Origin of the sequence: Pseudomonas sp. GV105, from assembly GCF_003058185.1 — a bacterium.
Lineage (GTDB): Bacteria > Pseudomonadota > Gammaproteobacteria > Pseudomonadales > Pseudomonadaceae > Aquipseudomonas > Aquipseudomonas veronii.
In genome coordinates this window covers 329,511-351,979 of the sequence record NZ_QBUF01000006.1, presented here as the reverse complement: position 1 = coordinate 351,979, position 22,469 = coordinate 329,511, and the positions used below count along the sequence as shown (strand labels likewise).

At 64.2% G+C, this 22,469-nt stretch carries 25 protein-coding genes; 10 read left to right on the top strand and 15 right to left on the bottom strand.

Translation table 11 applies throughout. The features are described from left to right. Positions 1 to 147: 147 nt before the first annotated feature. The 5 genes from gspD to gspG are packed head-to-tail and all read right to left on the bottom strand — an operon-like array spanning position 148 to position 5,380. A complete protein-coding gene (gspD, locus tag C8K66_RS14345; protein ID WP_108525151.1) occupies positions 148 to 2,451 on the bottom strand; it encodes a type II secretion system secretin GspD in 2,304 nt (767 codons plus the stop codon). Beyond that, complete coding sequence (gene gspM, locus C8K66_RS14340; protein ID WP_017849138.1) at positions 2,448 to 2,960, bottom strand: type II secretion system protein GspM; 513 nt, start codon at positions 2,958 to 2,960, stop codon at positions 2,448 to 2,450. The genes gspD and gspM overlap by 4 nt, the downstream gene beginning before the upstream one ends. Next, positions 2,953 to 4,035, bottom strand: coding sequence for a type II secretion system protein GspL (gene gspL / locus C8K66_RS14335; protein WP_046383042.1), 1,083 nt, complete (start codon positions 4,033 to 4,035; stop codon positions 2,953 to 2,955). Before gspL ends, gspM begins: the two co-directional genes overlap by 8 nt. Further along, entirely contained in the window at positions 4,032 to 4,922 is an 891-nt protein-coding gene (gene gspK / locus C8K66_RS14330; RefSeq protein ID WP_017849136.1) for a type II secretion system minor pseudopilin GspK, read from the bottom strand. The genes gspL and gspK overlap by 4 nt, the downstream gene beginning before the upstream one ends. Before the next feature lie 8 nt (positions 4,923 to 4,930). Then, on the bottom strand, positions 4,931 to 5,380 hold the full coding sequence (gspG, locus tag C8K66_RS14325) for a type II secretion system major pseudopilin GspG (protein ID WP_108525149.1): 450 nt from the start codon (positions 5,378 to 5,380) through the stop codon (positions 4,931 to 4,933). A gap of 148 nt (positions 5,381 to 5,528) precedes the next feature. On the opposite strand from gspG, the gene gspI reads away from it, so the two are divergent. Continuing rightward, positions 5,529 to 5,915, top strand: a complete 387-nt coding sequence (gene gspI, locus C8K66_RS14320; RefSeq protein WP_017849134.1) for a type II secretion system minor pseudopilin GspI — start codon at positions 5,529 to 5,531, stop codon at positions 5,913 to 5,915. Here gspI and C8K66_RS14315 read toward each other — a convergent pair. Further along, on the bottom strand, positions 5,902 to 6,333 hold the full coding sequence (locus C8K66_RS14315) for a type II secretion system protein N (RefSeq protein WP_108525147.1): 432 nt from the start codon (positions 6,331 to 6,333) through the stop codon (positions 5,902 to 5,904). The two genes, gspI and C8K66_RS14315, sit on opposite strands and share 14 nt — an antisense overlap. 92 nt (positions 6,334 to 6,425) lie before the next feature. Here C8K66_RS14315 and gspH point away from each other — a divergent pair, with 92 nt between their 5' ends. Continuing rightward, positions 6,426 to 6,878 carry a type II secretion system minor pseudopilin GspH gene (gene gspH, locus C8K66_RS14310; protein WP_046383040.1) on the top strand — a complete coding sequence of 151 codons (453 nt, stop codon included), beginning with the start codon at positions 6,426 to 6,428 and terminating at the stop codon, positions 6,876 to 6,878. Continuing rightward, positions 6,875 to 7,486: a type II secretion system protein GspJ gene (locus C8K66_RS14305; RefSeq protein ID WP_046383039.1), complete on the top strand. Its 612-nt coding sequence runs from the start codon at positions 6,875 to 6,877 to the stop codon at positions 7,484 to 7,486. Before gspH ends, C8K66_RS14305 begins: the two co-directional genes overlap by 4 nt. Before the next feature lie 945 nt (positions 7,487 to 8,431). Here the strand turns inward: C8K66_RS14305 and C8K66_RS14300 are convergent. From C8K66_RS14300 to C8K66_RS14290, 3 genes are read right to left on the bottom strand one after another with little or no spacing between them, the layout of a single operon-like run. Continuing rightward, positions 8,432 to 9,358 carry a FecR domain-containing protein gene (locus C8K66_RS14300; protein WP_017846681.1) on the bottom strand — a complete coding sequence of 309 codons (927 nt, stop codon included), beginning with the start codon at positions 9,356 to 9,358 and terminating at the stop codon, positions 8,432 to 8,434. Positions 9,359 to 9,395: 37 nt separating this feature from the next. Continuing rightward, positions 9,396 to 9,941, bottom strand: a complete 546-nt coding sequence (locus tag C8K66_RS14295; RefSeq protein ID WP_017846682.1) for an RNA polymerase sigma factor — start codon at positions 9,939 to 9,941, stop codon at positions 9,396 to 9,398. Beyond that, positions 9,938 to 10,582 (bottom strand): secretin and TonB N-terminal domain-containing protein, encoded by a 645-nt coding sequence (locus tag C8K66_RS14290; protein ID WP_046385246.1) that lies wholly within the window; start codon positions 10,580 to 10,582, stop codon positions 9,938 to 9,940. The genes C8K66_RS14295 and C8K66_RS14290 overlap by 4 nt, the downstream gene beginning before the upstream one ends. Positions 10,583 to 10,798: 216 nt before the next feature. Between C8K66_RS14290 and C8K66_RS14285 the strand changes: the two genes are divergently transcribed. The 4 genes from C8K66_RS14285 (at position 10,799) to C8K66_RS14270 (ending at position 14,429) form a co-directional block, all read left to right on the top strand. Then, positions 10,799 to 11,110 carry a hypothetical protein gene (locus C8K66_RS14285; protein ID WP_046383038.1) on the top strand — a complete coding sequence of 104 codons (312 nt, stop codon included), beginning with the start codon at positions 10,799 to 10,801 and terminating at the stop codon, positions 11,108 to 11,110. Positions 11,111 to 11,221: 111 nt separating this feature from the next. Beyond that, positions 11,222 to 12,118, top strand: coding sequence for a hypothetical protein (locus tag C8K66_RS14280; RefSeq protein WP_057004379.1), 897 nt, complete (start codon positions 11,222 to 11,224; stop codon positions 12,116 to 12,118). 10 nt (positions 12,119 to 12,128) lie between these two features. Continuing rightward, positions 12,129 to 13,520: an alginate export family protein gene (locus C8K66_RS14275; RefSeq protein WP_026139986.1), complete on the top strand. Its 1,392-nt coding sequence runs from the start codon at positions 12,129 to 12,131 to the stop codon at positions 13,518 to 13,520. Positions 13,521 to 13,610: 90 nt separating this feature from the next. Next, positions 13,611 to 14,429 (top strand): alpha/beta fold hydrolase, encoded by an 819-nt coding sequence (locus C8K66_RS14270; RefSeq protein WP_108525145.1) that lies wholly within the window; start codon positions 13,611 to 13,613, stop codon positions 14,427 to 14,429. A gap of 54 nt (positions 14,430 to 14,483) precedes the next feature. On the opposite strand, the gene C8K66_RS14265 is transcribed toward C8K66_RS14270, so the two are convergent. Together C8K66_RS14265 and C8K66_RS14260 are read right to left on the bottom strand one after the other, a co-directional pair. Beyond that, positions 14,484 to 14,870: a DoxX family protein gene (locus C8K66_RS14265; RefSeq protein ID WP_026139987.1), complete on the bottom strand. Its 387-nt coding sequence runs from the start codon at positions 14,868 to 14,870 to the stop codon at positions 14,484 to 14,486. A gap of 77 nt (positions 14,871 to 14,947) precedes the next feature. Further along, complete coding sequence (locus C8K66_RS14260) at positions 14,948 to 15,823, bottom strand: LysR family transcriptional regulator (protein WP_017846689.1); 876 nt, start codon at positions 15,821 to 15,823, stop codon at positions 14,948 to 14,950. A 111-nt stretch (positions 15,824 to 15,934) separates the two neighbouring features. Here C8K66_RS14260 and C8K66_RS14255 point away from each other — a divergent pair, with 111 nt between their 5' ends. Continuing rightward, a complete protein-coding gene (locus C8K66_RS14255; protein ID WP_108525143.1) occupies positions 15,935 to 17,167 on the top strand; it encodes a YbfB/YjiJ family MFS transporter in 1,233 nt (410 codons plus the stop codon). Beyond that, the gene (locus C8K66_RS14250) at positions 17,164 to 18,162 is read left to right on the top strand and encodes an NAD(P)H-quinone oxidoreductase (RefSeq protein ID WP_057004383.1); all 999 of its coding nucleotides are present in this window, start codon (positions 17,164 to 17,166) and stop codon (positions 18,160 to 18,162) included. Before C8K66_RS14255 ends, C8K66_RS14250 begins: the two co-directional genes overlap by 4 nt. Before the next feature lie 59 nt (positions 18,163 to 18,221). On the opposite strand, the gene C8K66_RS14245 is transcribed toward C8K66_RS14250, so the two are convergent. From C8K66_RS14245 to C8K66_RS14235, 3 genes are all read right to left on the bottom strand, one after another. After that, the gene (locus C8K66_RS14245) at positions 18,222 to 19,346 is read right to left on the bottom strand and encodes an alkene reductase (protein WP_108525141.1); all 1,125 of its coding nucleotides are present in this window, start codon (positions 19,344 to 19,346) and stop codon (positions 18,222 to 18,224) included. 87 nt (positions 19,347 to 19,433) lie between these two features. Continuing rightward, the gene (locus tag C8K66_RS14240; RefSeq protein WP_108525139.1) at positions 19,434 to 20,111 is read right to left on the bottom strand and encodes a type 1 glutamine amidotransferase domain-containing protein; all 678 of its coding nucleotides are present in this window, start codon (positions 20,109 to 20,111) and stop codon (positions 19,434 to 19,436) included. A 26-nt stretch (positions 20,112 to 20,137) separates the two neighbouring features. Continuing rightward, the gene (locus C8K66_RS14235; protein ID WP_108525137.1) at positions 20,138 to 20,737 is read right to left on the bottom strand and encodes a TetR/AcrR family transcriptional regulator; all 600 of its coding nucleotides are present in this window, start codon (positions 20,735 to 20,737) and stop codon (positions 20,138 to 20,140) included. Positions 20,738 to 20,910: 173 nt separating this feature from the next. On the opposite strand from C8K66_RS14235, the gene C8K66_RS14230 reads away from it, so the two are divergent. Continuing rightward, the gene (locus C8K66_RS14230) at positions 20,911 to 21,855 is read left to right on the top strand and encodes a GlxA family transcriptional regulator (RefSeq protein WP_108525135.1); all 945 of its coding nucleotides are present in this window, start codon (positions 20,911 to 20,913) and stop codon (positions 21,853 to 21,855) included. Here C8K66_RS14230 and C8K66_RS14225 read toward each other — a convergent pair. Further along, the gene (locus C8K66_RS14225) at positions 21,852 to 22,358 is read right to left on the bottom strand and encodes a GNAT family N-acetyltransferase (RefSeq protein WP_026139989.1); all 507 of its coding nucleotides are present in this window, start codon (positions 22,356 to 22,358) and stop codon (positions 21,852 to 21,854) included. The genes C8K66_RS14230 and C8K66_RS14225 overlap by 4 nt on opposite strands. Positions 22,359 to 22,469 lie beyond the last annotated feature (111 nt).

Sequence of the window (22,469 nt, the reverse complement as noted above, 5' to 3'; positions counted from 1 at the left end):
GCGTTCGGGCACACCGAGCCCAAGCGAGGTGCCAAGTGGTGGGGCAAGGGCCCTTGGGTTACTTTGGGGCTTTTCCAAAGTGACCCGCCGTAAGGGCGGAACCATAAGCCGCCGTTACCGAAGCCCCGGATATGCACTCGCTCAACATCAATCACGAGCCGGCACCGCCCTGATCACCGCCCTCGGCCCAGCCCCCGGAATCGCCTTCTCCACCGACGGCAACTGCGGTGCCTGCACATCCGGCATTGCCCAACTGCGCTCCGGCTGCAAGCCTCCCTGGGCGCGGCGCATGAACTCATAGCGGTTCAACGTGATACTGCGCCCCGCGCCACTGTCGCGAATGATGTAGGGGCGCAAAAACACCATCAGGTTGGTCTTGTTCACACTGCGCTTTTCATTGCGAAACAGCGCGCCCAACCCCGGGATATCCGACAGCCACGGCACCGCGTCATTGCTCTGGCTGTAGCCGTCCTGCAACAACCCACCGAGCACCATGATCTGCCCGTCGTCCAACAGGATGCTGGTATCGATCGCCCGCTTGTTGGTCACCGTGCCCGCGTCCACCGACGCCCGCGCGTCCACGCTGCTGACTTCCTGGTAGATATCCAGCTTCACCGTGCCGCCTTCGGAAATCTGCGGGCGCACGTTGAGCTTGAGCCCCACTTCTTCGCGCTGCACGGTCTGGAACGGGTTGTTGCTGGTGCCGCCGCCGCCCGTCACATAGCTGCCGGTGACGAACGGAATGGTCTGCCCGACAAAAATGCTCGCGGCTTCGTTGTCCAGGGTCAACAGGTTCGGTGTCGACAGCACGTTGGTGCCGCCCTTGCTCTTCAAGGCGCGGGCCAGCACTTTGAGGTCGAGCACCTTGCCGATCCCGGGGATGTCGACGCTGCCATCGACCAGGCCGATATTCAGGCCCTTGGGCAGCACATCGATGCTGGTCTTGCTGGTCGACGTGCCATTCACCCCGCTGCCCCCCAGGTTCACCCCGCCAAAACCGCCCTTGCCGCCGAGGTTGCCGGCCTGCCACTGCACGCCGAACTCGCTGGCGTCGTCTTCGTTGACTTCGACGATCAGGCTTTCGATCACCACCTGGGCGCGGCGCTGGTCAAGCATGTCGATCACTTCGCGCAGGTTGCGGTACAGCGGGTCCGGCGCGGAGATCAGCAAGGTGTTGGTGGTGGCGTCGGCCTGGATCGTCACGCCGCCGGCGCTGAACGCGGTGTTCTGATCGCTGGGGCTGCTGCCGGTCGCCGGTTTGTCCTGGCCATACCCGGCCTGCACGCCGCTGCCGGTGGGCGTGCCGCTGCTGTTCTGCGCGGTGCTGTTGCCCTGGGTGCTCTGGGCATTGCCGCCCATGGCACTGAGCTTGCCCCGCGCCTCGTCGCTGACGCCAGACTCGCTCTCGCCGGTGAGCAAGCCGCGCAGCGACTGCGCCAGCTTGCCGGCCTGGGCGTTGCGCAGGTAGACCACGTGCATGTTGCTCGGGTTGCTCTGGGCATTGTCGAGTTTGTAGATCAGGTTGCGCGCCAGCTCGGTGCGCTCGGGGCTGCCGGAACGGACGATGATCGAGTTGGAGCGCGGGTCACCGATCACGTTGATCTTCTGGGTCTGGTCGGCGCCCTGGGTTTCCAGGAGTTCGCTGACCATGGCGGCGATGTCCACGGCGATGCCGTTCTGCACCATCACCACGTCGGTGTCGATGGCGCTGGGGGTGTCGATGCCGTCGATGATCTGCGCCACTCGCGCAAGGTTTTCCGCGTAATCGGTGATGACGATGCTGTTGTTGCCCGGGTAGGCGTTGATCGGGTTGTTCGGCGACACGATCGGGCGCAGCACCGGGATCAGGTTCACCGCGTTTTCGTATTGCAGGCGAAAGGTGCGGGTCTGCATGCCGCTGCTGCCGGCGCTGTAGATCGGCCCGCCGAGCAACTTCGCATCGGCCTCCGGCACCACCTGGGCCACGCCGCCGACGTCGACCACGCTGAAGCCCTGCATGCGCAGCGCCGCCAGCAGCATGTCGTAGGCTTGATGCGCCGGCACCTGGCCTTCGCTGACCAGGGTCAGGTTGCCTTTGACTCGAGGGTCGACCAGAAACTGCTGGCCGGTGGCACGGGACAGCGCGCGCACCACCGCCTGGATATCGGCATCGACAAAATTCAACTGCACCGGCTGATCGCCCAGCGGGTTGCGCGTCTTGACCGCAGCCGGCGCGTGGCCACGGGCGCTGTTGGTCAGCGGGTGCTGGACGCGGGGCTTGGGCGCCGGCTCGCGCTGGCGCTCCAGCACGCTCTCGCTGCTGCGCCGGGTGTCGGCCAGGGGCTGGCCGAGTTCGCTGTCCACCTGCAACGGCTTGGTCGGCGACGGGGTGTTGCTGCACGCGCTCAAGGCCAGTAACAGCAGCGGCGCGATCTTGCGAAAAGGCGCAGGGTTGGGGACTGACCACTTCATGAAGCTTCCTTAGCGCCAAGCGCCTGATCCATGCGAACGGTCCCGGACACAGTGCCGGCCGAGTTGTCGATAGCGTCCGCGCTACGCTGCAAGCGCGCCTCGGACACCTCCAGGGAAAACGAACGGGGATTGCCCAGTAACCAGTCCATCACCGCATCGGCCGGCGCGTTGTCGAAGCTCAGGCGCCAGGCGCCGGCATCCAGCGCCTGCAACTGGTAGCGACCTTGCAGGCCGGCGCTGTCCAGGGCCTGTTGCAGCGTGGCGGCATCGGCGGGCCGCGGCGCCGCGACGCCCTGCAACAGCGCGTGCAAGGTGGCGGCCTGGGTGCGCAACTTGGGGGTTTCGGCCTGCCAATACGCGATCGTCTTCAAGGGCGGCTGAATCAGCACCAGCCAGGTCAACAGACCTGCCAGCACCAGGCCGGCGCCGCTGAGCATGCGTTGTTCGCGCAGGGCCAGGCCGCTCCAGAACGCCTGGGCCTGGCTGCGTAGACGGCGCCACTTATTCATCGACGGCTCCCGGTTTTTCGGCGGTTTCCACCGGACCCAACGTCCAGCCATGCTCATCGCGGGTCGCGCTAAACCCGGCCTGGGCCAGCGCCGCTTGCCCATCGCCCGGCGCCGTCGGGCTACGGCTGTCGGCCAGCAAGCCCACGTGCAAGCGGCCCTGTTCGAAGCTCAGGTTGTCGACGTTGCCGACCATGAACGGCAGGCTGCTGCCGGCTACTTGCAGCAGGCTGCCAAAGCGCTGGGCGGGGTCGGCGGCGGCGCCGGTTTGGCGGGCGGCCAACTGTTGGCGGGCCTGCTGCAAGGGGTTGAGGATCACCGGTAATTCGGGGAAGGCCTGACGCACCTGCTGGCTCAGCAGCGCCTTGAGCTGCTGGCCTTCGCCCGCCTGGCGCGCGGCGTACAGGTTCAGGCCCAGGGTCCAGACGGCAGTGGCCAGGGCGACAGCGGCCAGCGCCCTGCCCCAGCCACCGCTCGCCGGTGGGTTGAGGCGGCCGTGCAAGCCCCAGCCAGGCACGGCGCCACTCCAGCGTTGCGCCTCCGGCGCCAGCGGCACCTCCAGCCCTTGATCCAACACCTGTTGCCCGAGCGGATGCACCGCCGTTTGGTGCAGGCTATGGCGTGTCAGCAAATAACCGTCGTGCATGGCCGCGGTGCCGAGCGGCAAGGCATACGGCGCCGGGTACAGGCCGCGCAACCTGAACTGGCCCTGCACCAACACCTGGCCCAGGCGCTCCAACCCGGCCTTGGACACCCAGGCCACCTGCACGCGCCCATCGCTGTCGCGCGGGCCGTGGGCCACCTGCATCTGCTCCACCGGCCCGAGGATCAACGCCTGTGCGGCACAGGCCACGGCGGCGGCGGTTTTGGTGGCGGCCAGCGGCGGCAGCTCGAGGCTGGTCGACAGGCTGTCGGCGGGGTGCAGAAAGCACTCCACCGACGGCTTGGACCGGCCCAACTGCAACAGGCTTTCGCAACCCTCGCTCACCACGGCGCCACGCTCCAGCCAGGCAAATTGCACCTGGCTGTCGACCGTCAGTTGATCGAGTGGCGGCAAGCCGATCCGCAGGCGTTTCATGCGCCCACCCGCGACCAGATCACCTGGGGCCGGCGGTCTTCGGGGCGATGCAACAACGCGTCGATCGTTACCCGGCGCTGTTCACGGCGTACCTGGCCCTGCAGGCGAAACCACTCGCTGGTAATGCCCACCTGCACGCTGTCCACCGCCACTTGGGGCAGGTGCAGGCGGTTGACGAAATCGCCACGGTTGATAAACCAGCGCCCGCTGTCGCGCTCGGCCACCAATGCCTGGGCCTGGGCCAGGCTGAGTTCCGGCACCACCGCGCTGAGCACTTCGGCGCTGGCGGTGTTGCCGTTGACCCAGGTATTGCCGGGCAGCACGCCGACGAAGGTCTGCAGGCGTCGCAGCAGCAGCGGGTCGAGCCCTTCGATACCGCTCAGGTCATCCAGGCTGCGCAGCATCGGGTAGCGCGCCGGCAGCAGCGTCTTGTCGGTACGTTGATCATAGGAGGCGATCACTCGCCGGCTGATACGTCGGCTCACGGCCGGGTCGATGTCGATCAGGCGGCACAGGCGCTCGAAAGCTTGCAGTTGTTCGGCGTCCAGCCGCTGGCGATTGACCAGGTTGCGCAGGTTGAACTTGCCCTGCTCGTCCTCCAGGCGCCCTTCAAACGCCCCGCCCTGGGGCCGCGCCCACGGCTGATCGAGGCGCGTCAGCACGTCCTTCTGGCGCGCCTCCCACAGCAACAGGCGGCTGTGTTCCAGGCGACCTTGCAACAGCCACTGACCCTGAATGCGCAATTGCTCGGCCTCCACGCTGCGGGTGAATACGCTCTGGCGCGTGAGCATGGCGCCGGCGATCACCGCCACCACCGCCGCGATCAGCAACGCGCTGATAATCGCCATGCCGCGCTGCTTCGCCGCTGCGGGCGAATCCCGTTTCATCGCGCGCCTTACAGCTGCCAGGAGCCGATATCGGCATTCACGCCGTCGCCATCCGGTTGGCCGTCGGCGCCCAGGGAGAACACATCGACCTCGCCGTTGGCGCCTGGGTTGAGATAGTGATAAGGACGGCCCCACGGGTCATTGGGCAGACGGTCGAGGTAGGCGCGCCAGTTGCTGTTTTTCGCATCCGCCGGGCGTTCCACCAGCACTTTGAGGCCCTGGTTCATCGTCGGGTAACTGCCGTGGTCGAGGCGATAGAGTTTCAGCGCCTGCATCAACCCGCCGATGTCCTGTTTCGCCGCGGTGGCCCGCGCCTGGTCCGGACGGTCGAGTACCTTGGGCACCACCATCGCCGCCAGAATCCCGAGAATGACCACCACCACCATGATCTCGATCAGAGTGAAGCCACGCTGGCCGCGAGGGCCTGGCAGTGGGGATGTTAGGCGTGCGATATCCATCTCGACATTCCTTGGCTTGAGTGCATTTCGGGGCGCAGTGTTGCAAGAACACATGTCAGTCGTATTGAAAATCCTCGGGAGTTTCGGTCGCCAATCGGTCAACTGCCAGCGCTAGGCTGCGCACCTGTTTCCAGGCTTTGAGAACGCCATGCGCAGGCACCGCAACGAGCGAGGTTTTACCCTGATTGAAGTGCTGGTGGCGCTGGCGATCATCGCGGTGGCCATGGCCGCGGCCGTGCGCGTGGCCGGGTTGATGACCCAGAGCAACGGCCTGTTGCGCGACAAGTCGATGGCGATGCTGGCGGCGCAAAGCCGGCTGGCGGAGTTGCAGTTGGAGGGGCGTTTGAGCAGCGGTAAGAAGACCTTCGCGTGCGATCAGGGCCGCTTGAAACTGCGTTGCGAGCAGACCCTCAGCAACAGCCCCGACAGTCAGTTGGTGCAGGTCGATGTGCAGGTGCGGGACGCCAGCCGCGAGGCGCCGCCGTTGGCGCGCCTGGCGACGACCCTGGCCAGGCCGCAGGTCAAGGCCGAGTGAGGCGTGGCAATGCGGGCGCCTGCAGCAACGTGTCGAGCTGCACGCGCACCTTCTCGCCGCCGCGCTCGATCTCGACACCGTCGCCCGCGATGGCCGTCAAGCGCACGCCGGGGCTGAGTCGCTCGCCGAGCAGAAAACTGCGCGGCGGGCCATCGTTGAGGCTGAGGATCGCCACCGCACCCCGCGCTCCGGCCAAGACCCCCGAGACCTTGACCTGCAATGCCGTCGGCGCCGTGGAAAACCACTGCAACGCCGGGTTATCGCTGCGCGCCGCCAACACCTCGGCGGCCGCCGGCGGCGTGTGGGATTCGGCGGAAGTGAGCAGCAACGGCGTCCAGACCGCCACGCCGGCCAACGCGGCAACCACGGCCAGTGCCTGCACGCCGAGGGCGGGAGAAAAACGAAGGGCAAGTGCCATGGGTGGACCTCCTGTTTGTCCGTGGCATCAGCCTACAGGCCAATTCGCACGTTTTTATTTCATAACCTCGCCAGCTTTCCAGGTGCCGCCCCATGAAACAGCAAGGTTTCACCCTGATCGAACTGATGGTGGTGCTGGTGATCATCGGCATTGCCAGCGCCGCCATCAGCCTGACCATCAAGCCCGACCCGCTGCACCTGCTGCGCAAAGATGCCGAGCGTTTGAGTCAATTGCTGCAAGTGGCCCAGGCCGAAGCCCGCGCCGATGGGCGGCCGATCACCTGGCGCGCGGACGCCAAGGGTTTCCGCTTCAACCGTCGCAGTGATGACGGCCTCGGCGTGGAGTCATTCCAGGGCGACACCCAACTGCGCCCGCGCCTATGGGAGAGCACGCCGATGCAGGTCACGATCGAGCCCCGGCAAACCTTGGTGCTCGACGCCGAATGGATCAACCCGCCGGTGCGGGTCGAGCTGTCCGACGGGCAACACCGCCTCAGCCTGCAACGTGATGCCGCCGGTTTGATGCGCGTGGTGAGCCAGCCATGAGTGCCTCGCAGAAAGGCTTCACGCTGATTGAGGTGATGGTGGCGATCATGCTGATGGCGCTGGTCAGCCTCATCGCCTGGCGCGGCCTCGACAGCGTGACCCGCGCGGATCAGCACTTGCAGGCCAGCACGGAACAGACCGAGGCGTTGTTGCGGGCGCTGAACCAGTTGCAGCGCGATCTCAACATGCGCGCCAGCGTGGAGCTGAGCGTGCCGGCTTCTCTGCAAGCCGATAAAACCAAGCCCAGCGGGTTGGCGGCGGTGACGGTGCGCAGTTCCGACAGCAAGGGCTTTCGCCTGGACGTGATCCGCAGCGCGCCGGTCGCGGCGGATGGGCTGCAACGGGTGCGGTGGTGGCTCAAGGGCGACAGCCTGTACCGCGCAGCCGCACCGGCGCGGGATCGCTTTCCGTTGCCGGCGGCTAAGGATGGGGTGGTGGTGTTGACCGGGGTCAGTGATCTGCAGGTGCGGGTTTGGGAGGCGGACAAGGGCTGGCGGCAGTTGAGCGGGAATCGGCGGGAAGATCCGCTGGGGCTGGAGGTGAGCCTGGTGCGGCAGACGGCGCAGGGGGTGGAGCGGTATCGGCAGGTGGTGGGGCCGCTTTGGTAGGGTTGGGTGATGGGGGCATATTCGTTTTTTCGGTAATGGCGGCTTGGGGTTTTGATGGGGGACATATCCGTTTTTTTGGTAACGGCCGCTTAGGGTTCCGCTCTTACAGCGGGTCACTTTGGAAAAGCCCCAAAGTAACCAAAGGGCTCTTGCCCCACCACTCGGCACCTCGCCTAGGCTCGGTGTGCCCGAACGCAGGCATTACTCCGCGGGCCGCCGTCACGGGCCATCCATGGCCCGGGACGGCTAAACCGGCATCCCTGCCGGTTTACCCGCTGCGTAACACCTGCGTTCGGCCAGCGTGGTTTTACGGGGCGCCTAAGATCAAGATCAAGATCAAGAGCAGATCAAGAGCAGAGCAAGGTCTATCTGATCTATGGAGATCCAAATGTGGGAGGGGGCTTGCCCCCGATAGCGGTGGGTCAGTCATGCATGTAGTGGCTGACATATTGCTATCGGGGGCAAGCCCCCTCCCACATTTTTGACCCGGTTCGGCTTCCAGGATCAGGTCAGCTATAAGGCCGCCTCGCTTTGGCTTTTGATCTTAGGCGAGGCACCGAGTGGTTTTACGGGGCGCCTAAGATCAAGATCAAGATCAAGAGCAGATCAAGAGCAGAGCAAGGTCTATCTGATCTATGGAGATCCAAATGTGGGAGGGGGCTTGCCCCCGATAGCGGTGGGTCAGTCATGCATGTAGTGGCTGACATATTGCTATCGGGGGCAAGCCCCCTCCCACATTTTTGACCCGGTTCGGCTTCCAGGATCAGGTCGGCTATAAGGCCGCCTCGCTTTGGCTTTTGATCTTAGGCGAGGCACCAAGTGGTGGGGCAAGAGCCCTTTGGTTACTTTGGGGCTTTTTGTACGGACCGGAACCATAAGCCGCCGTAACCTAAATAACGGATATGTACTCAATCCAACCCAATCCAAAAAAAATGCCCGGTCAACCTAACTCAACAACACCACCCCCCCCGGCAATTCCGTACACTTCGCCCCATACGCATCACGAATCAACAACGCCACCCCCGCCAACTGCTGCAAACTGAACCGCGCCTGCACCCGGCGCTGGCCCAGTTGTTTGTTCAATAACACCAGCATCCCCGGCCGGTAGCGATTGATCTCGTCCACCACCGTCGCCAGCGTCGCGTTGTTGAACACCAGCACCTGCTCGCGCCAAGCCACCACCGCCTGGGCGTCCACCGTCTCCACCGCGCCGATCCCGGCGGCGCCATAGGTGAGTTGCCGGCCACTCTCCATGTGTACAGTGCGTCCGGCGACATCCACCGACAGCCACCCTTCGATACAGGTGACGCACACGTTGCGATCGGTATGCCGCACATTGAACCGCGCCTGTGCCGCACTGACCCAGCCAGCGCCGGCCTGGACCTTGAGCGGCTGGGCCACATGGGCGAGCACTTCGACTTCGCCTTCGAGCAATTCGATCCCCTGCCCCACCCGGCTGATGCGCGTCTGGGTATTGAGTTCCAGGCTCACGCCGTCGCTCAACAGTACCTGGCGCTGCTCGCCGACCGCAGTGCGATAGTCCGCGGTCAAGCCGGCCAGCCCACCTGGGGCGCCGACGCCCACCATCACCAACGCCGCCGACGCCGCTATCGCGCCGCCGAGGAAGGCTCGCCGGCCAAAATGGCGCGGGGGCTGCGCCTGTTCAACCGCCGTGCCCACTTGCCGCCATAACGTCTTGGCCTGCTCGAACGCCTGGGCATGCTCCGGGCTCTGGGCGCACCACGCTTTCAGGGCCTTGGCATCGGCTACGGTGGCGCGGCCCGAGGTCAGCAGAAGCAGCCAGTCGCGGGCTTCATCGTGCAATGGGCTGGCGGGGGTTGCCCGGGCGGTGGAGAGGCTAAAAATGTTCAAGCGCGCAAATACTCACGGATTTATCAGGGACTCAACACTAAGACGGTTTTCCGGCCCCGGGACCGAACCGCTGGATCACTTTTCTTTCCAGGCGCTTGGCACAGTGGCCCAGGGCGGCCTTGATTTCCTTTTCGACCATGCGCGTGGAAATGCCGAAACGTTGGGAGATTTCCAGGTGCGGCGCTTCTTCCAGGCGCGCGGCGATGAGGATCTTGCGACGGCGCGCCGGCAGTTCGTAGAGCGCCTTGACCAGGGACTGGATTTCTTTCTGCCCGCCCACTACCCGCGAGGGGTCCTGGGCTTCGTCGGCGCTTTGCAGCAGCTCTTCGACTTCGCTGCCGGTCAACAGCCGGGCGTCGGCTTCGCGGCGATCGGCGGCGATGTTCAAGGCCATGCGGTACAGGTAGGCATTGGGCTGCGCCAGGTTCGGCGGCATGTCCATGCGATCGACGCGCAGGTAGGTTTCGTGCAGCACATCGTTGGCCAGGTCCTCTGAGCCCAGGCGCTTGCGCAGACGCACCTTGAACTCCTCGTAGGACGCCAGGAACAGGCTGACCATCGTGCTGTGCCCGGAATCTTTCATCCGCCCCAGGCTCCTTTCCCTGCTGTGCATTCCATGCGCGTTCCTGTTGTGTCGGGCATCAAAAGTAAAGTCACCGGCTGGCGCAGCGAGCTCGGCGCCGGGCGTTCGACCCGGGCAGCGCCCAGGCTGCGCACCAGGGCTTCATCGCGTTGTTCATCGCCGGTGGAACTGACCAACCGGCTGTATTCGATCAGCCCTTGAGGGCTGACCCAGACCTGCACCAGCGCTCTGAAGCTGCCGGGGTGGGTCAACGGCGAACGGCACAGGCTGGTTTCGATCGCCTGTTGCAACGCCGCGGCATAGCTGTTGTTGATCCGTGCTGCGTTGCGTGCCGATGCACCACGGGTGGCAGGGGGTTGGCTGACCTCGGGCAGTTGCAAGGTGAACGCGTCACTGCGTGCATAGCGCGCCATCAGGCCACTCCCCGTCAGCAACATCGCCAAAGCCTCCTGCGCCGTGAAGCGCCCGCGCACGCTGATGGAGCGCCGGCCCCGCGTCAGTTCACGGTCGACCAGCACCGCCATGCCAGTGGCGCGGCTGTACGCTTGCAGTGCGTGTTCCAGATCTTGTGCCGGCAGGTCCAGTATCAACAGCGGCGGCTCTGCCCTCGCCGGGGTACCCAGCGCCAGCAGCAACAGCAAGGCCAGGGCACCGATGGCGCGCCGCAAGCCCCACTGTTCACCCCCCGCTCTGCATCGCTGCACGGCCGACGTGTCCTTGAAAACCGTCATCCTGAGGCCAGTTTATGAACCTGATGTTACGGTGATAGCAAAAAAAACATCACGGTGATGGGAAACCCGCTGCACTACACTTTCAAGCCTTATCGGCCCAATTCCCCAGGCCCGCCAGGAGGCCCCATGAAGCGACTCCCCACCCTCGCCAGCCTGTTGCTGTGTACCGCGCTGCCCCTGCTCGCCCACGCCGAAACCGCCGCCAAAGGCTGCACCGAGGTGACGGTGGATGGCTATAAGGCTCCTGACTATGGCTGCCTGGGCCAGCAGATGGGCAACAACGCGGACGCGGCCAAGGCGGCGCAGAAAAACCGCGAGGCGCAGAACGTACCGGTGCAGAAGCGGCCGCCGAATCAGGTGGGACTGTCCACCCCGGCGGCGACCAGCATTCGCATGGGCAATACGTTCGGGACGTCGGTCAAACCGCAACGGCCTTGAACCTCTGACAGGCCATCAAGGCTGAACCGCTCAACCGAGCACGCCCATACAATTCGCTTGGCTGCCCTACCCCCTAATCTCCTGACTTTCCAAAAAGGCGGGAGAGTAGGCATGTACAAAAAAGTGAGAACGGTATCGCTGGCATTGACGCTGTTGACCGGCGCCATGATGAACTGCGCCTTTGCGGCGACGCCAGCGGTCGCCGTGGCACCGCAATATGACACTAGCCATGTGTACGTCGCCCCGGCCGATGTGGACCGTTTCACCCAGAGCTTCCTCGCCACTTTCGGCGGCAGGAGCACGCCTCAGGTGGTGGTGAATGTGCTGCCGGTGCCCAGCAGCACCACCTCGCAGTTGCTGCAGACGCCAGCAGGCACAGTGTCGCTGTTTGGCTTCACCACCCCCATCCCGCATCCGTTCGGCCAGGAGCGCAACGGCTATCTGGTCAAGGACATGGACGCAGCGCTCAAAGCCGCCCGGGACAACGGTGCGGCGGTGATCGTCAGCGATTTTCCCGACCCGATTGGCCGGGACGCGGTGATCCAATGGCCAGGTGGTGTGAACATGCAGCTCTACTGGCACACCAAGACCCCAGACTACGCGGCGTTCCAGACCCTACCGGAAAACCGCGTTTACCTCTCCGCCGATCGCGCCGACACGTTCATCCGGTCGTTCCTGGGCTTCTCCCATGGCAAGGTGCTGGCCGATGACAAGCACGCATCCGCGGTCGATGTGGGCCAGGTCAGCGGCACCTACCGGCGCGTCGAGATCGAATCGCCGTTCGGACGCATGACGGTGCTGGTCACTAACGGCCAACTGCCCTACCCGTTTGGGCATGAAACCACCGGCTACCAAGTGGCGGACCTGACCGCCACGCTCGGTAAAGCCACCGGCTCGGGTGCCAAAGTGCTGGTGCCGGCCTTCACCAGTAAAAACCGGCGCAGCGCGCTGGTTGAATTCCCGGGCGGCTATATCGCGGAAATTCACCAGCTCAATACGGTGCACTGAGCCCATGCCAATGACTCGACGCACCGGCTGGGGCCTGGCTGTGCTGTGGCCGCTGCTCGCCAGCAGTGGCCATGCAGACGAGTTGGCCACGCGACCGGCGATCAAGACCAACCGCTGGCAGGAAGACTGGTCCGTACTCAGCGATCCGGCGCTGCGCACGCAGCCACTGGACAGCTTGAAGTACCTCCCGCTGTCCAGCGCCAACCCATTCACCTACCTGTCCCTCGGCGCAACATTGCGCGAGCGCTTCGAGATGAACGATGCCAGCGGTTTTGGCGTACACAATGTGGCCCGTGATAGCTACTTGCTCCAACGCTTCCAGGTCCATGCTGACCTGCACTTGAATGAAAACTGGCGTGTGTTCACCCAACTCGAAGATGTGCGGGCCTACGACAAGACCACGATCGGCGGCGCCGATCAGAACCGCGTGGACCTACGCCTGGCCTTCGCCGAATACATCAACACCTTCGACGCCGGCACCTTCAAGAGCCGTATCGGCCGCCAGGACTTTGCCTTTGACTTGCAGCGTTTCATCTCGTCGCGGGACGGCCCGAATGTACGGCAATCCTTTGATGCGCTGTGGGCCGACTGGGAGACCCGTCAGTGGCGCTTTATCGGCATCGCCAGCCAGCCGGTGCAGTATCAGGACGGGCGGCACTTCGACGACACATCCAACAGCGATGCGCGCTTTCATATGCTGCGGGTCGAGCGACTGGTAGGCGGCAAGAATGAACTGTCAGCCTACTACGGCGTGTATGAGCGCAGCGCCGCGCACTATCTGGATGCGGACGGCGATGAAACCCGGCATTTCGTCGACGCACGCCTGGGCGGGGCGGCCCAGGGTTTCGACTGGGACATCGAAGCCATGCTGCAAAGCGGCTCGGTAGGCCACAAGGACATTCGCGCCTGGGCCGGCGGCAGCCGCACCGGATACACCTTCGATAGCCTGGCGTGGAAACCGCGCATCGGCCTGCAATTGGATATTGCCTCGGGCGACCGTAAAGCCGGCGACGGCACCCTCGGCACTTTCAACCCGCTGTTTCCCAACGGCTACTATTTTTCCCTGGCGGGCTATACGGGCTACAGCAACCTGATTCACGTCAAGCCCTCGATCACCGTTCAGCCTGTCGACAAGCTGAGCGTGCAGACCGCCGTCGGCCTGCTCTGGCGGCAGACCACCAGCGACGCGGTCTACACCCAGCCGAACTTGCCGGTCGCCGGCACCGCAGGCCAGGGTGATCGCTGGACCGGTGCTTACGCTCAACTGCGTACCGACTATGTATTTACGCCAAACCTCAGCGGCGCGGTTGAAGCGGTGCATTACGCAGTCGGCCGGACCTTGCGCGATGCCGGAGGCGACGACAGTAATTATTTGGGGGTAGAGCTCAAGTTCAGTTGGTGAACCCAAGCAAGCACACCCATACAAGCCCGTTGCCCGGTTTGGGGCAATAGTGATCCTGATGTTTTTCGTTCCTCAACCAAGGAGTTTTCCATGAGCACATTCGTTGCCAAAGACGGTACCCAGATCTACTTCAAGGACTGGGGCAGCGGTAAACCCGTGTTGTTCAGCCATGGCTGGCCGCTGGACGCCGACATGTGGGAATACCAGATGGAATACCTGAGCAGCCGCGGCTTTCGCACCATTGCGTTTGACCGCCGGGGTTTCGGGCGCTCGGATCAGCCGTGGAGCGGTAACGACTACAACACCTTTGCCGACGATATCGCCCAACTGATCGAACACCTGGACCTCAAGGACGTGACCCTGGTCGGCTTTTCCATGGGTGGCGGCGACGTCGCGCGCTACATCGCCCGCCACGGCAGTGCCCGTGTCGCCGGCCTGGTGCTGCTGGGCGCGGTGACGCCGCTGTTCGGTCAGAAACCGGACTACCCGCAGGGTGTGCCCACCGATGTGTTCGACGGTATCAAGGCCGGCCTGCTGAAGGATCGGGCGCAGTTCATTGCTGATTTCAACTCGGCGTTCTTCGGCATCAACAAAGGCCAGAAAGTCTCCGACGGCGTACTGACGCAAACCCTGCAGATCGCCCTGCTGGCATCGCTCAAGTCGACCGTGGATTGCGTCACCGCCTTCTCCGAGACCGACTTCCGCCCGGACATGGCCAAGATCGACGTGCCGACCCTGGTGATCCACGGCGATGGCGACCAGATCGTACCGTTCGAAACCACCGGCAAGGTAGCGGCCGAGATGATCAAGGGCGCCGAGCTGAAGGTCTACAAAGACGCGCCGCACGGGTTTGCAGTGACCCACGCCCAGGCATTGAACGAAGACCTGCTGGCGTTCCTGAACCGCTGAACCGCTTAGATCCCGCTCTCCTTATTTGGCCGGGCTTGCCCGGCCTTTTTTTGCTCAGGCAAAACGCTGACCGAGGGTGAAGCGACCCGGCCCGGCGATCAGCACGCTGGTGAAAATGATCAACAGCAGCCAGCCGAACTGCCCTTCCAGCAACGTCCACTCCGGGTGCACCACCAGCATCGCGATCAACAGCACCGCGAGGATCGGCAGGCAGGCCAGGCGCACCAGCACCCCGGCGATGATCAACAGCGGGCACAGCACTTCGGCGCCAATCGCCAGCAGCAACGTAACGTGAGCGCCGAGGTGAAACGGGTCTTCGATCAGTTTCAATTGCTCGCTGTAATTGAGCAGTTTGGGCATGCCATGCACCCAACACAGAAACAGTGCGCCGCTGACCCGCAGAAACAGCAGACCCACATCCTGATTTCTTGATTCGTTCATAAGCGACCTGTCCGTGAGATGACTGCCGCCGATTGTGTGCGCAAAGATGCCGGCGAGCTTGCAAGCGTGTGCTGACCTCACTCCCCGGTGCCGGCAAACCCCGCGACGATTTCATCGATCACCACCCGCACCCGCGCGGTGTGGCGCAGGTCGGCGTGGGTCACCAGCCAGACGTCGTAAGGCATCGGCCGAGTGCGCTCCGGCCAGAGACGCACCAGCCCGTCGCGTTCGCCGGTACACACCGGCATTTCACCGATACCGATGCCGGCGGCAATGGAACGGCGCACCAGCAGGCCGGAGCTCAGGGTGGCCGCGATGCGGCCGCGGCCCAGGGGTTCGCAGACCAGGGTCATGTCCTTCTGGCTCTGCAGATAGGCGTGGTACACCACCAGATCATGGCCTTCGAACAGGCTGCCGGGCTCCGGTGCGCCGTGGCGATCGATATAAGCCTGGGAGGCAAACAACCCAACCGGCCAACGTGCGATACGCCGCGCGATCAGGTCAGGGCTGTCCGGGCGCATGTTACGCACGGCGATGTCGGTTTCGCGCTTGGCCAGGCTGAGAAACTGGGTGGACGCGTCCAGATGCACGCGCACGTCGGGGTGCTGCTCGTGCAAGCGGGCAATCGCCGGGATCAGAAAATCGATGGCCAACGAGTCGGTGGTACTGACCCGCACGGTGCCGGTCAGGCGTTCGTCCAAGCCTTGTATCTGGCGCTCCAGCTCGAGGGCCGAGCGCTCCATTTTTTCCACGCTGCGCAGGGCGGCTTCGCCGACGGCGGTCAGCGCGTAGCCTTCGGAGGTGCGCAGGAACAGGGTGGCGCTCAAGGACTTTTCCAGCGCGTTGATCCGTCGGCCGACGGTGGCCTGGTCAACCCCCAGCACCCGCGCCGCGCCACGTAAGGTCGACTCGCGGCACACCGCCAGGAAGACCCGTGCATCGTCCCAATTCATGCCCTCTCCTTATGCTGCATATATGCATCGATGTGCCGCATACTCGCAGCGTTATTGCATCATGCAACGGGACTATGCTGAGCGCCAGAGAAAACCCTCAGGACCGCCGTCATGCCCGACACTCACACCCCGCCCCGCCGCGCACTGTGGTTACCGATCTTCGCCGGCCTGTGCGCCAGCCTGGTCAGCATCGGCCTGGCGCGCTTCGCCTATACCCCGCTGATCCCCTCGCTGATCCAGGCTCACTGGTTTGCCGCCAGTGACGTGGTGTACCTCGGCGCCGCCAACCTGGTGGGCTACCTGGTCGGCGCCCTGATCGGACGGCCCCTCGCCCGGCGCACCTCGAACACGGCCGCCTTGCGACTGATGATGGTGGCCGTGACCCTGGCGTTCTTTGCCTGTGGCTTTCCCTTGTCGTTGCTCTGGTTCTTCGCCTGGCGCCTGCTGTCGGGCATCGCCGGGGGCGCGATCATGGTGCTGGTGGCGGCGACGGTGTTGCCCCACGTACCCGCGGCACGTCGGGGCCTGGCCAGCGGCGCGATCTTCCTCGGCATCGGCCTGGGCATTGCAGGCTCCGGGACGATTGTGCCGCCGTTGTTGAGCCTGGGTTTGCAACAGACGTGGTTCGGCCTGGGCCTGTTGGCGCTGGTATTGACGGCAGCGAGCTGGTTCGGCTGGCCTTCGGGCACCCTGCATGAAGCGGCACCGCAAGCCAACGCATCCGTCGCGACCCCGCCGGGCGTATACCTGCTGTTTGGGCAATACGCGTTCATGGCCGCCGGGTTGGTGCCAGCCATGGTGTTCCTGGTGGACTACGTCGCCCGTGGCCTGGGGGCCGGGCCGCACGTCGGGGCGATGATCTGGGTAATGTACGGCCTGGGGGCGATTGTCGGCCCGGTCACGTATGGATTTCTCGCCGACAAGCTCGGTGCGCGCCTGAGCATCCGCCTGGTGCTGGCGGTGCAGGCGATTACGATCGGCCTGCTGCCGATCTCCAGTTCGTTCACCGCGTTGGCGCTGCTGGCGGTGATCCTCGGTTCGTTCCCGCCGGGTATCGTGCCGCTGGCATTGGCGCGGGTTCATGAGCTGGTGCCCAACCATCACCATCAACAGCTCGCCTGGAGCCGCGCTACGGTATCTTTCGCCACGTTCCAGGCGCTGGCAGGCTTTGCCTACTCGGCGCTGTTCAACGGCAGCGGCGGCCAGCATGCCCTGTTGTTCATGATCGCGGCCGGGGCCATCGTGGTCGCGCTGCTGCTGGAACTGGGCATGATCCTGCTGAACCGCCGCCCGTCAGAGGCGGTCCCAACCCATACGCTCATCGCCACAGGAACTCTCGAATGACGCTCCCGCACGAAATGACCCTGATCGAAATCACCCAGCCCGGCGGCCCCGACGTCCTGCAACCGCGGCGGGTCGCCGTACCGGTGGCGGGCCCCGGCGAGATCCTGATCCGTGTGCAGGCGGCCGGGGTCAATCGCCCGGACGCCTTGCAACGCGCCGGCAAGTACCCGCTGAAACCCGGCATGAGCCTGATTCCGGGGCTGGAAGTGGCCGGTGAAGTGGTGGCGCTCGGCGACGGCGTCAGCGCATACGCCATTGGCGACAAGGTGTGTGCCCTGACCAATGGCGGCGGCTATGCCCAGTTTTGCGCGGTGCCCGCCAGCCAGGCGTTGCCGATCCCCGAGGGCATGGACTGGATTCAAGCCGCCGCCGTGCCGGAAACGTTCTTCACCGTGTGGTCCAACCTGTTCGGCCTCGCTGGCGCGCATAAAGGCCAGCGCGTGTTGATCCACGGCGGCACCAGTGGCATCGGCACCACCGCGCTGATGCTCTGCCGCGAATTCGGTATCGAGGCCTTCGCCACCGCCGGCAGCGCCGACAAATGCGCCGCCATCGCCAAGCTGGGCGCCGAACCGATCAACTACCGCGAGCAGGACTTCGCCGACGTCATCGCGCAGAAGACCGCCGATCAGGGGGTTGATGTAATCCTCGACATCATGGGGGCCTCGTACCTGAACAATAACCTCAAGGCCCTGGCCATGGACGGTCACCTGGTCATGCTCGGCTTTCTCGGCGGCGGCAAGGCGCATGACGTCGACCTGCTGACCATCCTCGGCAAACGCGCGGTGATAACCGGTTCACTGTTGCGCCCCCGCACCCGCGAGGAAAAGGCCATGATCGCCGAACAGCTGCGCGAACAGGTATGGCCTGTGCTGGCCGCCGGGCGTTGCCTGCCGATCATCGACAAGGTCTACGCCTACACCGACGCCGCCCAGGCCCATGCCCGGATGGAAGGTGGGGATCATATCGGCAAGATTGTGTTGCAGGTGGCGTGACGCCTGATGCCGTCACTGTCGGGCCTTGGCAGGGCCCGACAGCTCGCACGAGAAATGACCTATTGGGCATGCACCGGGTAATCGATATAGCCCACTTCATTGCCACCATACATCCCCTCCGCCCGCAGCGGATTCAACGGCCAGCCATTGAAGAGCCGTTGCGGTAAGTCCGGGTTGGCAATGAAGGGCCGCCCGAACGCAATCAGGTCGGCCAACCCCGCGTAGACCAACCGCGCACCGCGCTCGGCGGTGTAACGCCCGGCGTAGATAATCCGCCCGGTAAAGGTGTCACGCACGGCCTGACGGAACGTGTCGGGCAGGTCGGGAGCGTTGTCCCAGTCGGCTTCGGCAATCGAGACATAGGCGATGCCCGCCGCTTGCAGCACCTTGATCGCTTCCAGGTAGGTGTGGTGCGGGTCGTCTTCCACCAGGCCGATGTACACGCGGTCCTGATCGGTGCCGCTGAACAACGGCGAAAAGCGCACGCCCAGGCGCTGCGGGCCGACCACCTGGCTCACAGCCTCGACAATCTCCCGCAAAAAACGCAGACGGTTGTGCAGCGAACCACCGTACTCGTCGTCGCGCTGGTTGGCGTGGGCCGAGATGAACTGGTTGACCAGGTAACCGTTGGCCGCATGGATCTCCACCCCGTCAAACCCGGCGTCCAACGCATTGCGTGCCGCCTGTGCGTAGTGCCCGACCAATGCCTTGACCTCAAGGGTGGTCAAGGCACGGGGCACGGGCGGTTGGACCAGTTCACCCTGGCCAGGCCCGGTGGCGATGAACGCCTTCGCCTGTTCCGCCTGCAGCGCGGACGGTGCGACGGGCGCGGCGCCGTCAGGCTGCAACGCATTGTGGGACACCCGGCCCACATGCCAGAGCTGGGCGAAGATCACCCCGCCTTCGGCATGCACCGCGTCGGTGACGGTGCGCCAACCGTCGATCTGCGCCGGGGTGTAGATGCCCGGCGTCCAGGCATAACCCTGGCCACGCGGCTCGATCTGAGTGCCCTCGCTGACCATGAAACCGGCCGAGGCGCGTTGACGGTAATACTCGGCCATCAGCTCAGTGGCGACATCGCCGGGTTGCGCGCTGCGTTGACGCGTCAGCGGTGGCAGGACGACGCGGTTGGCCAAGGTGCGATGCCCGAGTTTTATCGGGGTACTTAAAACACTGTGGGTCATTTGAAAGATTCCAAATTCAGGACGAGCGAAACCGTTGGCGGCTCTTGAGAGCCGCCAATCCATGCAGGTTTAAAACCGTTGATTAACTTATGCGGTGAGCTTCAGCAGGGTCTTGGCAACAGCGCTGGAACTGGCAGGGTTCTGCCCGGTGACCAGCAAACCGTCTTCAAGCACAAAGGATTGCCAATCGGCGCCCTTCTCATACTTGCCGCCCAGTGCCTTGAAATCGTTTTCGATCAAGAACGGCACCACATCGGTCAGGCCGACCGCGGCTTCTTCCGCGTTGGAAAAGCCAGTGACGCGACGGCCCTTGACCAGCGGCGCGCCATTGACCGCCTTGACGTGGCGCAAGGCACCCGGTGCGTGGCAGACAAAACCGATGGGCTTGCCGGCCCGCTCGAACGCCTCGATCAGGGCGATGGACACCGGCGACTCCGCCAGGTCCCACAGTGGGCCGTGGCCACCTGGATAGAACACGGTGTCGAAGTCGGCGGTGTTGATCGTGTCCAGCTTGACGGTGTTGGCCAGGGCCTGCTGCGCGGCCGGGTCGGCGGCAAAGCGGCGGGTCTGTTCGGTCTGCGCATCCGCTTGATCGCTCGCCGGGTCCAGTGGCGGCTGGCCGCCGGCCGGGGACGCCAGCACCACATCGGCGCCGGCGTCCTTGAACACGTAGTACGGTGCGGCAAATTCTTCGAGCCAGAAACCGGTCTTGCGCCCGGTATCGCCCAGCTGGTCGTGAGAGGTCAGTACCATTAATACTTTCATGTTCCAGTGCCTCGATAGGGTTAAGGTCAGTGTGTGTCAGGGCAACCCAACAGCTGTCGGGTCAGCAGCAGCGCCTGATCAAACGGCGCGGATGTACGGGTGATCTTGCTCATGACGCTGCTCCCCAGCCATAACGCATACAGGCTCCGGGCCAGGCTTTGCGGGGCTTGCGCCACTGTCAGCGAACCGTCCTCGACGCCGCGCCCGATCGCGCCGGCAAGCAAGGCGATGGTCCTCGACGTGCCGCGATCCAGGGCCAAGCGCATGGGTTCTGAAAGGTCTGACACTTCCGCACCGAGTTTGACGGCAAGGCATTTGCCCGCGTCGGTGCAGCCGGTCTGGTTGTCGATCCAGCCTTGCCAATAGCGCATCAACTTGGCGCGCGGGGACAACCCAGGCTGCTCGAACAGTTGCGCCATGCCTTCTACGTAGTGATCGAAGTAGTGGTCGAGCAATACCACACCGAATGCATCTTTGGAGTGGAAGTAGTGATAGAACGAACCTTTGGGCACATCGGCGGCTTGCAGGATTTCGTTCAACCCCACCGCAGAAAACCCTTTGGCGCCGACAATCGATTGCGCCGCGTCGAGAATGGTCTGCCGTGGACTTTTGCTGGCGCTGTGCATGCTTCACTCCGTCCGATTAGACCAGTCGTCTAGTGCATGGGGTGAATGTTAGGAGCCGGGCCGGGCGCCCACAATGTCATATCCGCAAGGATTGCGGACATGCGCCGAACCCGGTTGCCGTTTTCCCGGCACGCGCCGACAATCGCCCCTCCCGCCCGCGTTGGAGTATGGCGATGCATAGCGTTGCGCTGATGGTTTACCCGAACTTCCAGTCCCTGAGCCTCAGCCTGGGCTCGGTGTTCGAGTGCGCGAACCTGCTGCGCGGCGAGCCGGCCTACGAGTTTCACCTGGTGTCGGAAAGCGGCGGCGCGGTGATGACGTCCCAGGGGTTCTCGGTGAACACCACGTCGATCCGGCCGCAGGGCTATGACACCCTGATCGTCAGCGGTTACCTGGAATTTCGCCTGCCGGAGGCCAACCTGCTGGCGCTGGTCAAGGCCGCGTCCGCTCAATCGCGGCGTGTCGCCTCGCTGTGCATGGGCATCTTCGTGCTGGCCGAGGCCGGGTTATTGGCGGGCAAGCGCACCACCACTCACTGGATTCACGCACCGGCGTTTCGCAAGCGCTACCCGGATATTCAGTTGGAAGAAGACAAACTGTTCATCGTCGACGGCCAGATCTGGACCGGCGCCGGCATGAGCGCTGGGGTCGACCTGGCGCTGGCAATGGTGGAGAACGACCTGGGCAGCGACCTCGCCCGGCGCATCGCGCGCAAGCTGGTGATTGCCCAGCGTCGGGGCAGCGAACAGTCGCAGTTGTCGGCGTTGCTGGAATTGGACCCCAAATCCGACCGCATCCAACTGGCCCTGGCCTATGCCCGCGAGAACCTGACCCACGACCTGTCGGTGGAAGCCCTGGCCGATGTCGCCCGGCTCAGCCCGCGTCAGTTCAGCCGGGTGTTTCGCGAAGAAACCGGGCAGACACCGGCCAAGGCCATCGAATCCCTGCGGGTGGAAGCGGCGCGGGCGATGATGGAAACCAGCCGCCACCCGGTCGAGGTGGTCGCCCGCGAAACCGGCTTCGGCGACCGCGAGCGCATGCGCCAGGCGTTTCTGCGCGCCTTCGGGCAGCCGCCCCAGGCCATGCAGCAGGCTTTTTTCAGCGAGCGCAGCGTTTAGTGCAACGACGCCCGCGTGATCAGGTAACTGGTCAGTTGCGGATCATCGTCCAGTTCGAGGGTCTGCACCGGGCGTGGCAGGTTATCCAGCACGGTGCGCCAGAACGCCTGGGACACTTCATCCTGGTCATAGAAACGCACCAGCCAGTTGGCCGCGCCGCTGCATAGCACCTGGGTGGCGATCGCGCTGCCGATGCCCTTGCGCCGGTAGCGCTTGAGGATGAACAGGTCGGCCAGTTCCAGGGCATCGATGCCCGGCAATTCACTGCCTTCGATCAGCAGGAAGCCGGCGATATAACCGTCGACCAGCAGCAGGTTGGCGCTCCACTGCGGGTCGTGCCAATAGCGGTTCAGGTGTTCGTCATGGATGTAGAAACGGCCGTCCGCCTCGACATCTTCCTGCTCCCAGTCCGAGGACTCATAGGCGTAGTACTGGTACAGATTGCGGATCAGCTCGGACGCTTCCGGGCCGGTCTGGATCAATTCGACGGTGGTTTCAGGCATGAGGCTCTCGGTGAAAAAACGCAGGGCGCCATTGTTCACAAAACGCTGCCCCAGTCCAATAGCGGCATGAACCTTTCTACTTGCTGAACCGATTGCAAATAGCTGCCGCCC

What these genes read in the sequence shown, in the direction of transcription:
- gspD (WP_108525151.1), bottom strand. Translation starts at nt 2,451, where the DNA reads ATGAAGTGGTCAGTCCCCAACCCTGCGCCTTTTCGCAAGATCGCGCCG.
- gspM (WP_017849138.1), bottom strand. Translation starts at nt 2,960, where the DNA reads ATGAATAAGTGGCGCCGTCTACGCAGCCAGGCCCAGGCGTTCTGGAGC.
- gspL (WP_046383042.1), bottom strand. Translation starts at nt 4,035, where the DNA reads ATGAAACGCCTGCGGATCGGCTTGCCGCCACTCGATCAACTGACGGTC.
- gspK (WP_017849136.1), bottom strand. Translation starts at nt 4,922, where the DNA reads ATGAAACGGGATTCGCCCGCAGCGGCGAAGCAGCGCGGCATGGCGATT.
- gspG (WP_108525149.1), bottom strand. Translation starts at nt 5,380, where the DNA reads ATGGATATCGCACGCCTAACATCCCCACTGCCAGGCCCTCGCGGCCAG.
- gspI (WP_017849134.1), top strand. Translation starts at nt 5,529, where the DNA reads ATGCGCAGGCACCGCAACGAGCGAGGTTTTACCCTGATTGAAGTGCTG.
- C8K66_RS14315 (WP_108525147.1), bottom strand. Translation starts at nt 6,333, where the DNA reads ATGGCACTTGCCCTTCGTTTTTCTCCCGCCCTCGGCGTGCAGGCACTG.
- gspH (WP_046383040.1), top strand. Translation starts at nt 6,426, where the DNA reads ATGAAACAGCAAGGTTTCACCCTGATCGAACTGATGGTGGTGCTGGTG.
- C8K66_RS14305 (WP_046383039.1), top strand. Translation starts at nt 6,875, where the DNA reads ATGAGTGCCTCGCAGAAAGGCTTCACGCTGATTGAGGTGATGGTGGCG.
- C8K66_RS14295 (WP_017846682.1), bottom strand. Translation starts at nt 9,941, where the DNA reads ATGAAAGATTCCGGGCACAGCACGATGGTCAGCCTGTTCCTGGCGTCC.
- C8K66_RS14285 (WP_046383038.1), top strand. Translation starts at nt 10,799, where the DNA reads ATGAAGCGACTCCCCACCCTCGCCAGCCTGTTGCTGTGTACCGCGCTG.
- C8K66_RS14280 (WP_057004379.1), top strand. Translation starts at nt 11,222, where the DNA reads ATGTACAAAAAAGTGAGAACGGTATCGCTGGCATTGACGCTGTTGACC.
- C8K66_RS14275 (WP_026139986.1), top strand. Translation starts at nt 12,129, where the DNA reads ATGACTCGACGCACCGGCTGGGGCCTGGCTGTGCTGTGGCCGCTGCTC.
- C8K66_RS14270 (WP_108525145.1), top strand. Translation starts at nt 13,611, where the DNA reads ATGAGCACATTCGTTGCCAAAGACGGTACCCAGATCTACTTCAAGGAC.
- C8K66_RS14265 (WP_026139987.1), bottom strand. Translation starts at nt 14,870, where the DNA reads ATGAACGAATCAAGAAATCAGGATGTGGGTCTGCTGTTTCTGCGGGTC.
- C8K66_RS14260 (WP_017846689.1), bottom strand. Translation starts at nt 15,823, where the DNA reads ATGAATTGGGACGATGCACGGGTCTTCCTGGCGGTGTGCCGCGAGTCG.
- C8K66_RS14255 (WP_108525143.1), top strand. Translation starts at nt 15,935, where the DNA reads ATGCCCGACACTCACACCCCGCCCCGCCGCGCACTGTGGTTACCGATC.
- C8K66_RS14250 (WP_057004383.1), top strand. Translation starts at nt 17,164, where the DNA reads ATGACGCTCCCGCACGAAATGACCCTGATCGAAATCACCCAGCCCGGC.
- C8K66_RS14245 (WP_108525141.1), bottom strand. Translation starts at nt 19,346, where the DNA reads ATGACCCACAGTGTTTTAAGTACCCCGATAAAACTCGGGCATCGCACC.
- C8K66_RS14240 (WP_108525139.1), bottom strand. Translation starts at nt 20,111, where the DNA reads ATGAAAGTATTAATGGTACTGACCTCTCACGACCAGCTGGGCGATACC.
- C8K66_RS14235 (WP_108525137.1), bottom strand. Translation starts at nt 20,737, where the DNA reads ATGCACAGCGCCAGCAAAAGTCCACGGCAGACCATTCTCGACGCGGCG.
- C8K66_RS14230 (WP_108525135.1), top strand. Translation starts at nt 20,911, where the DNA reads ATGCATAGCGTTGCGCTGATGGTTTACCCGAACTTCCAGTCCCTGAGC.
- C8K66_RS14225 (WP_026139989.1), bottom strand. Translation starts at nt 22,358, where the DNA reads ATGCCTGAAACCACCGTCGAATTGATCCAGACCGGCCCGGAAGCGTCC.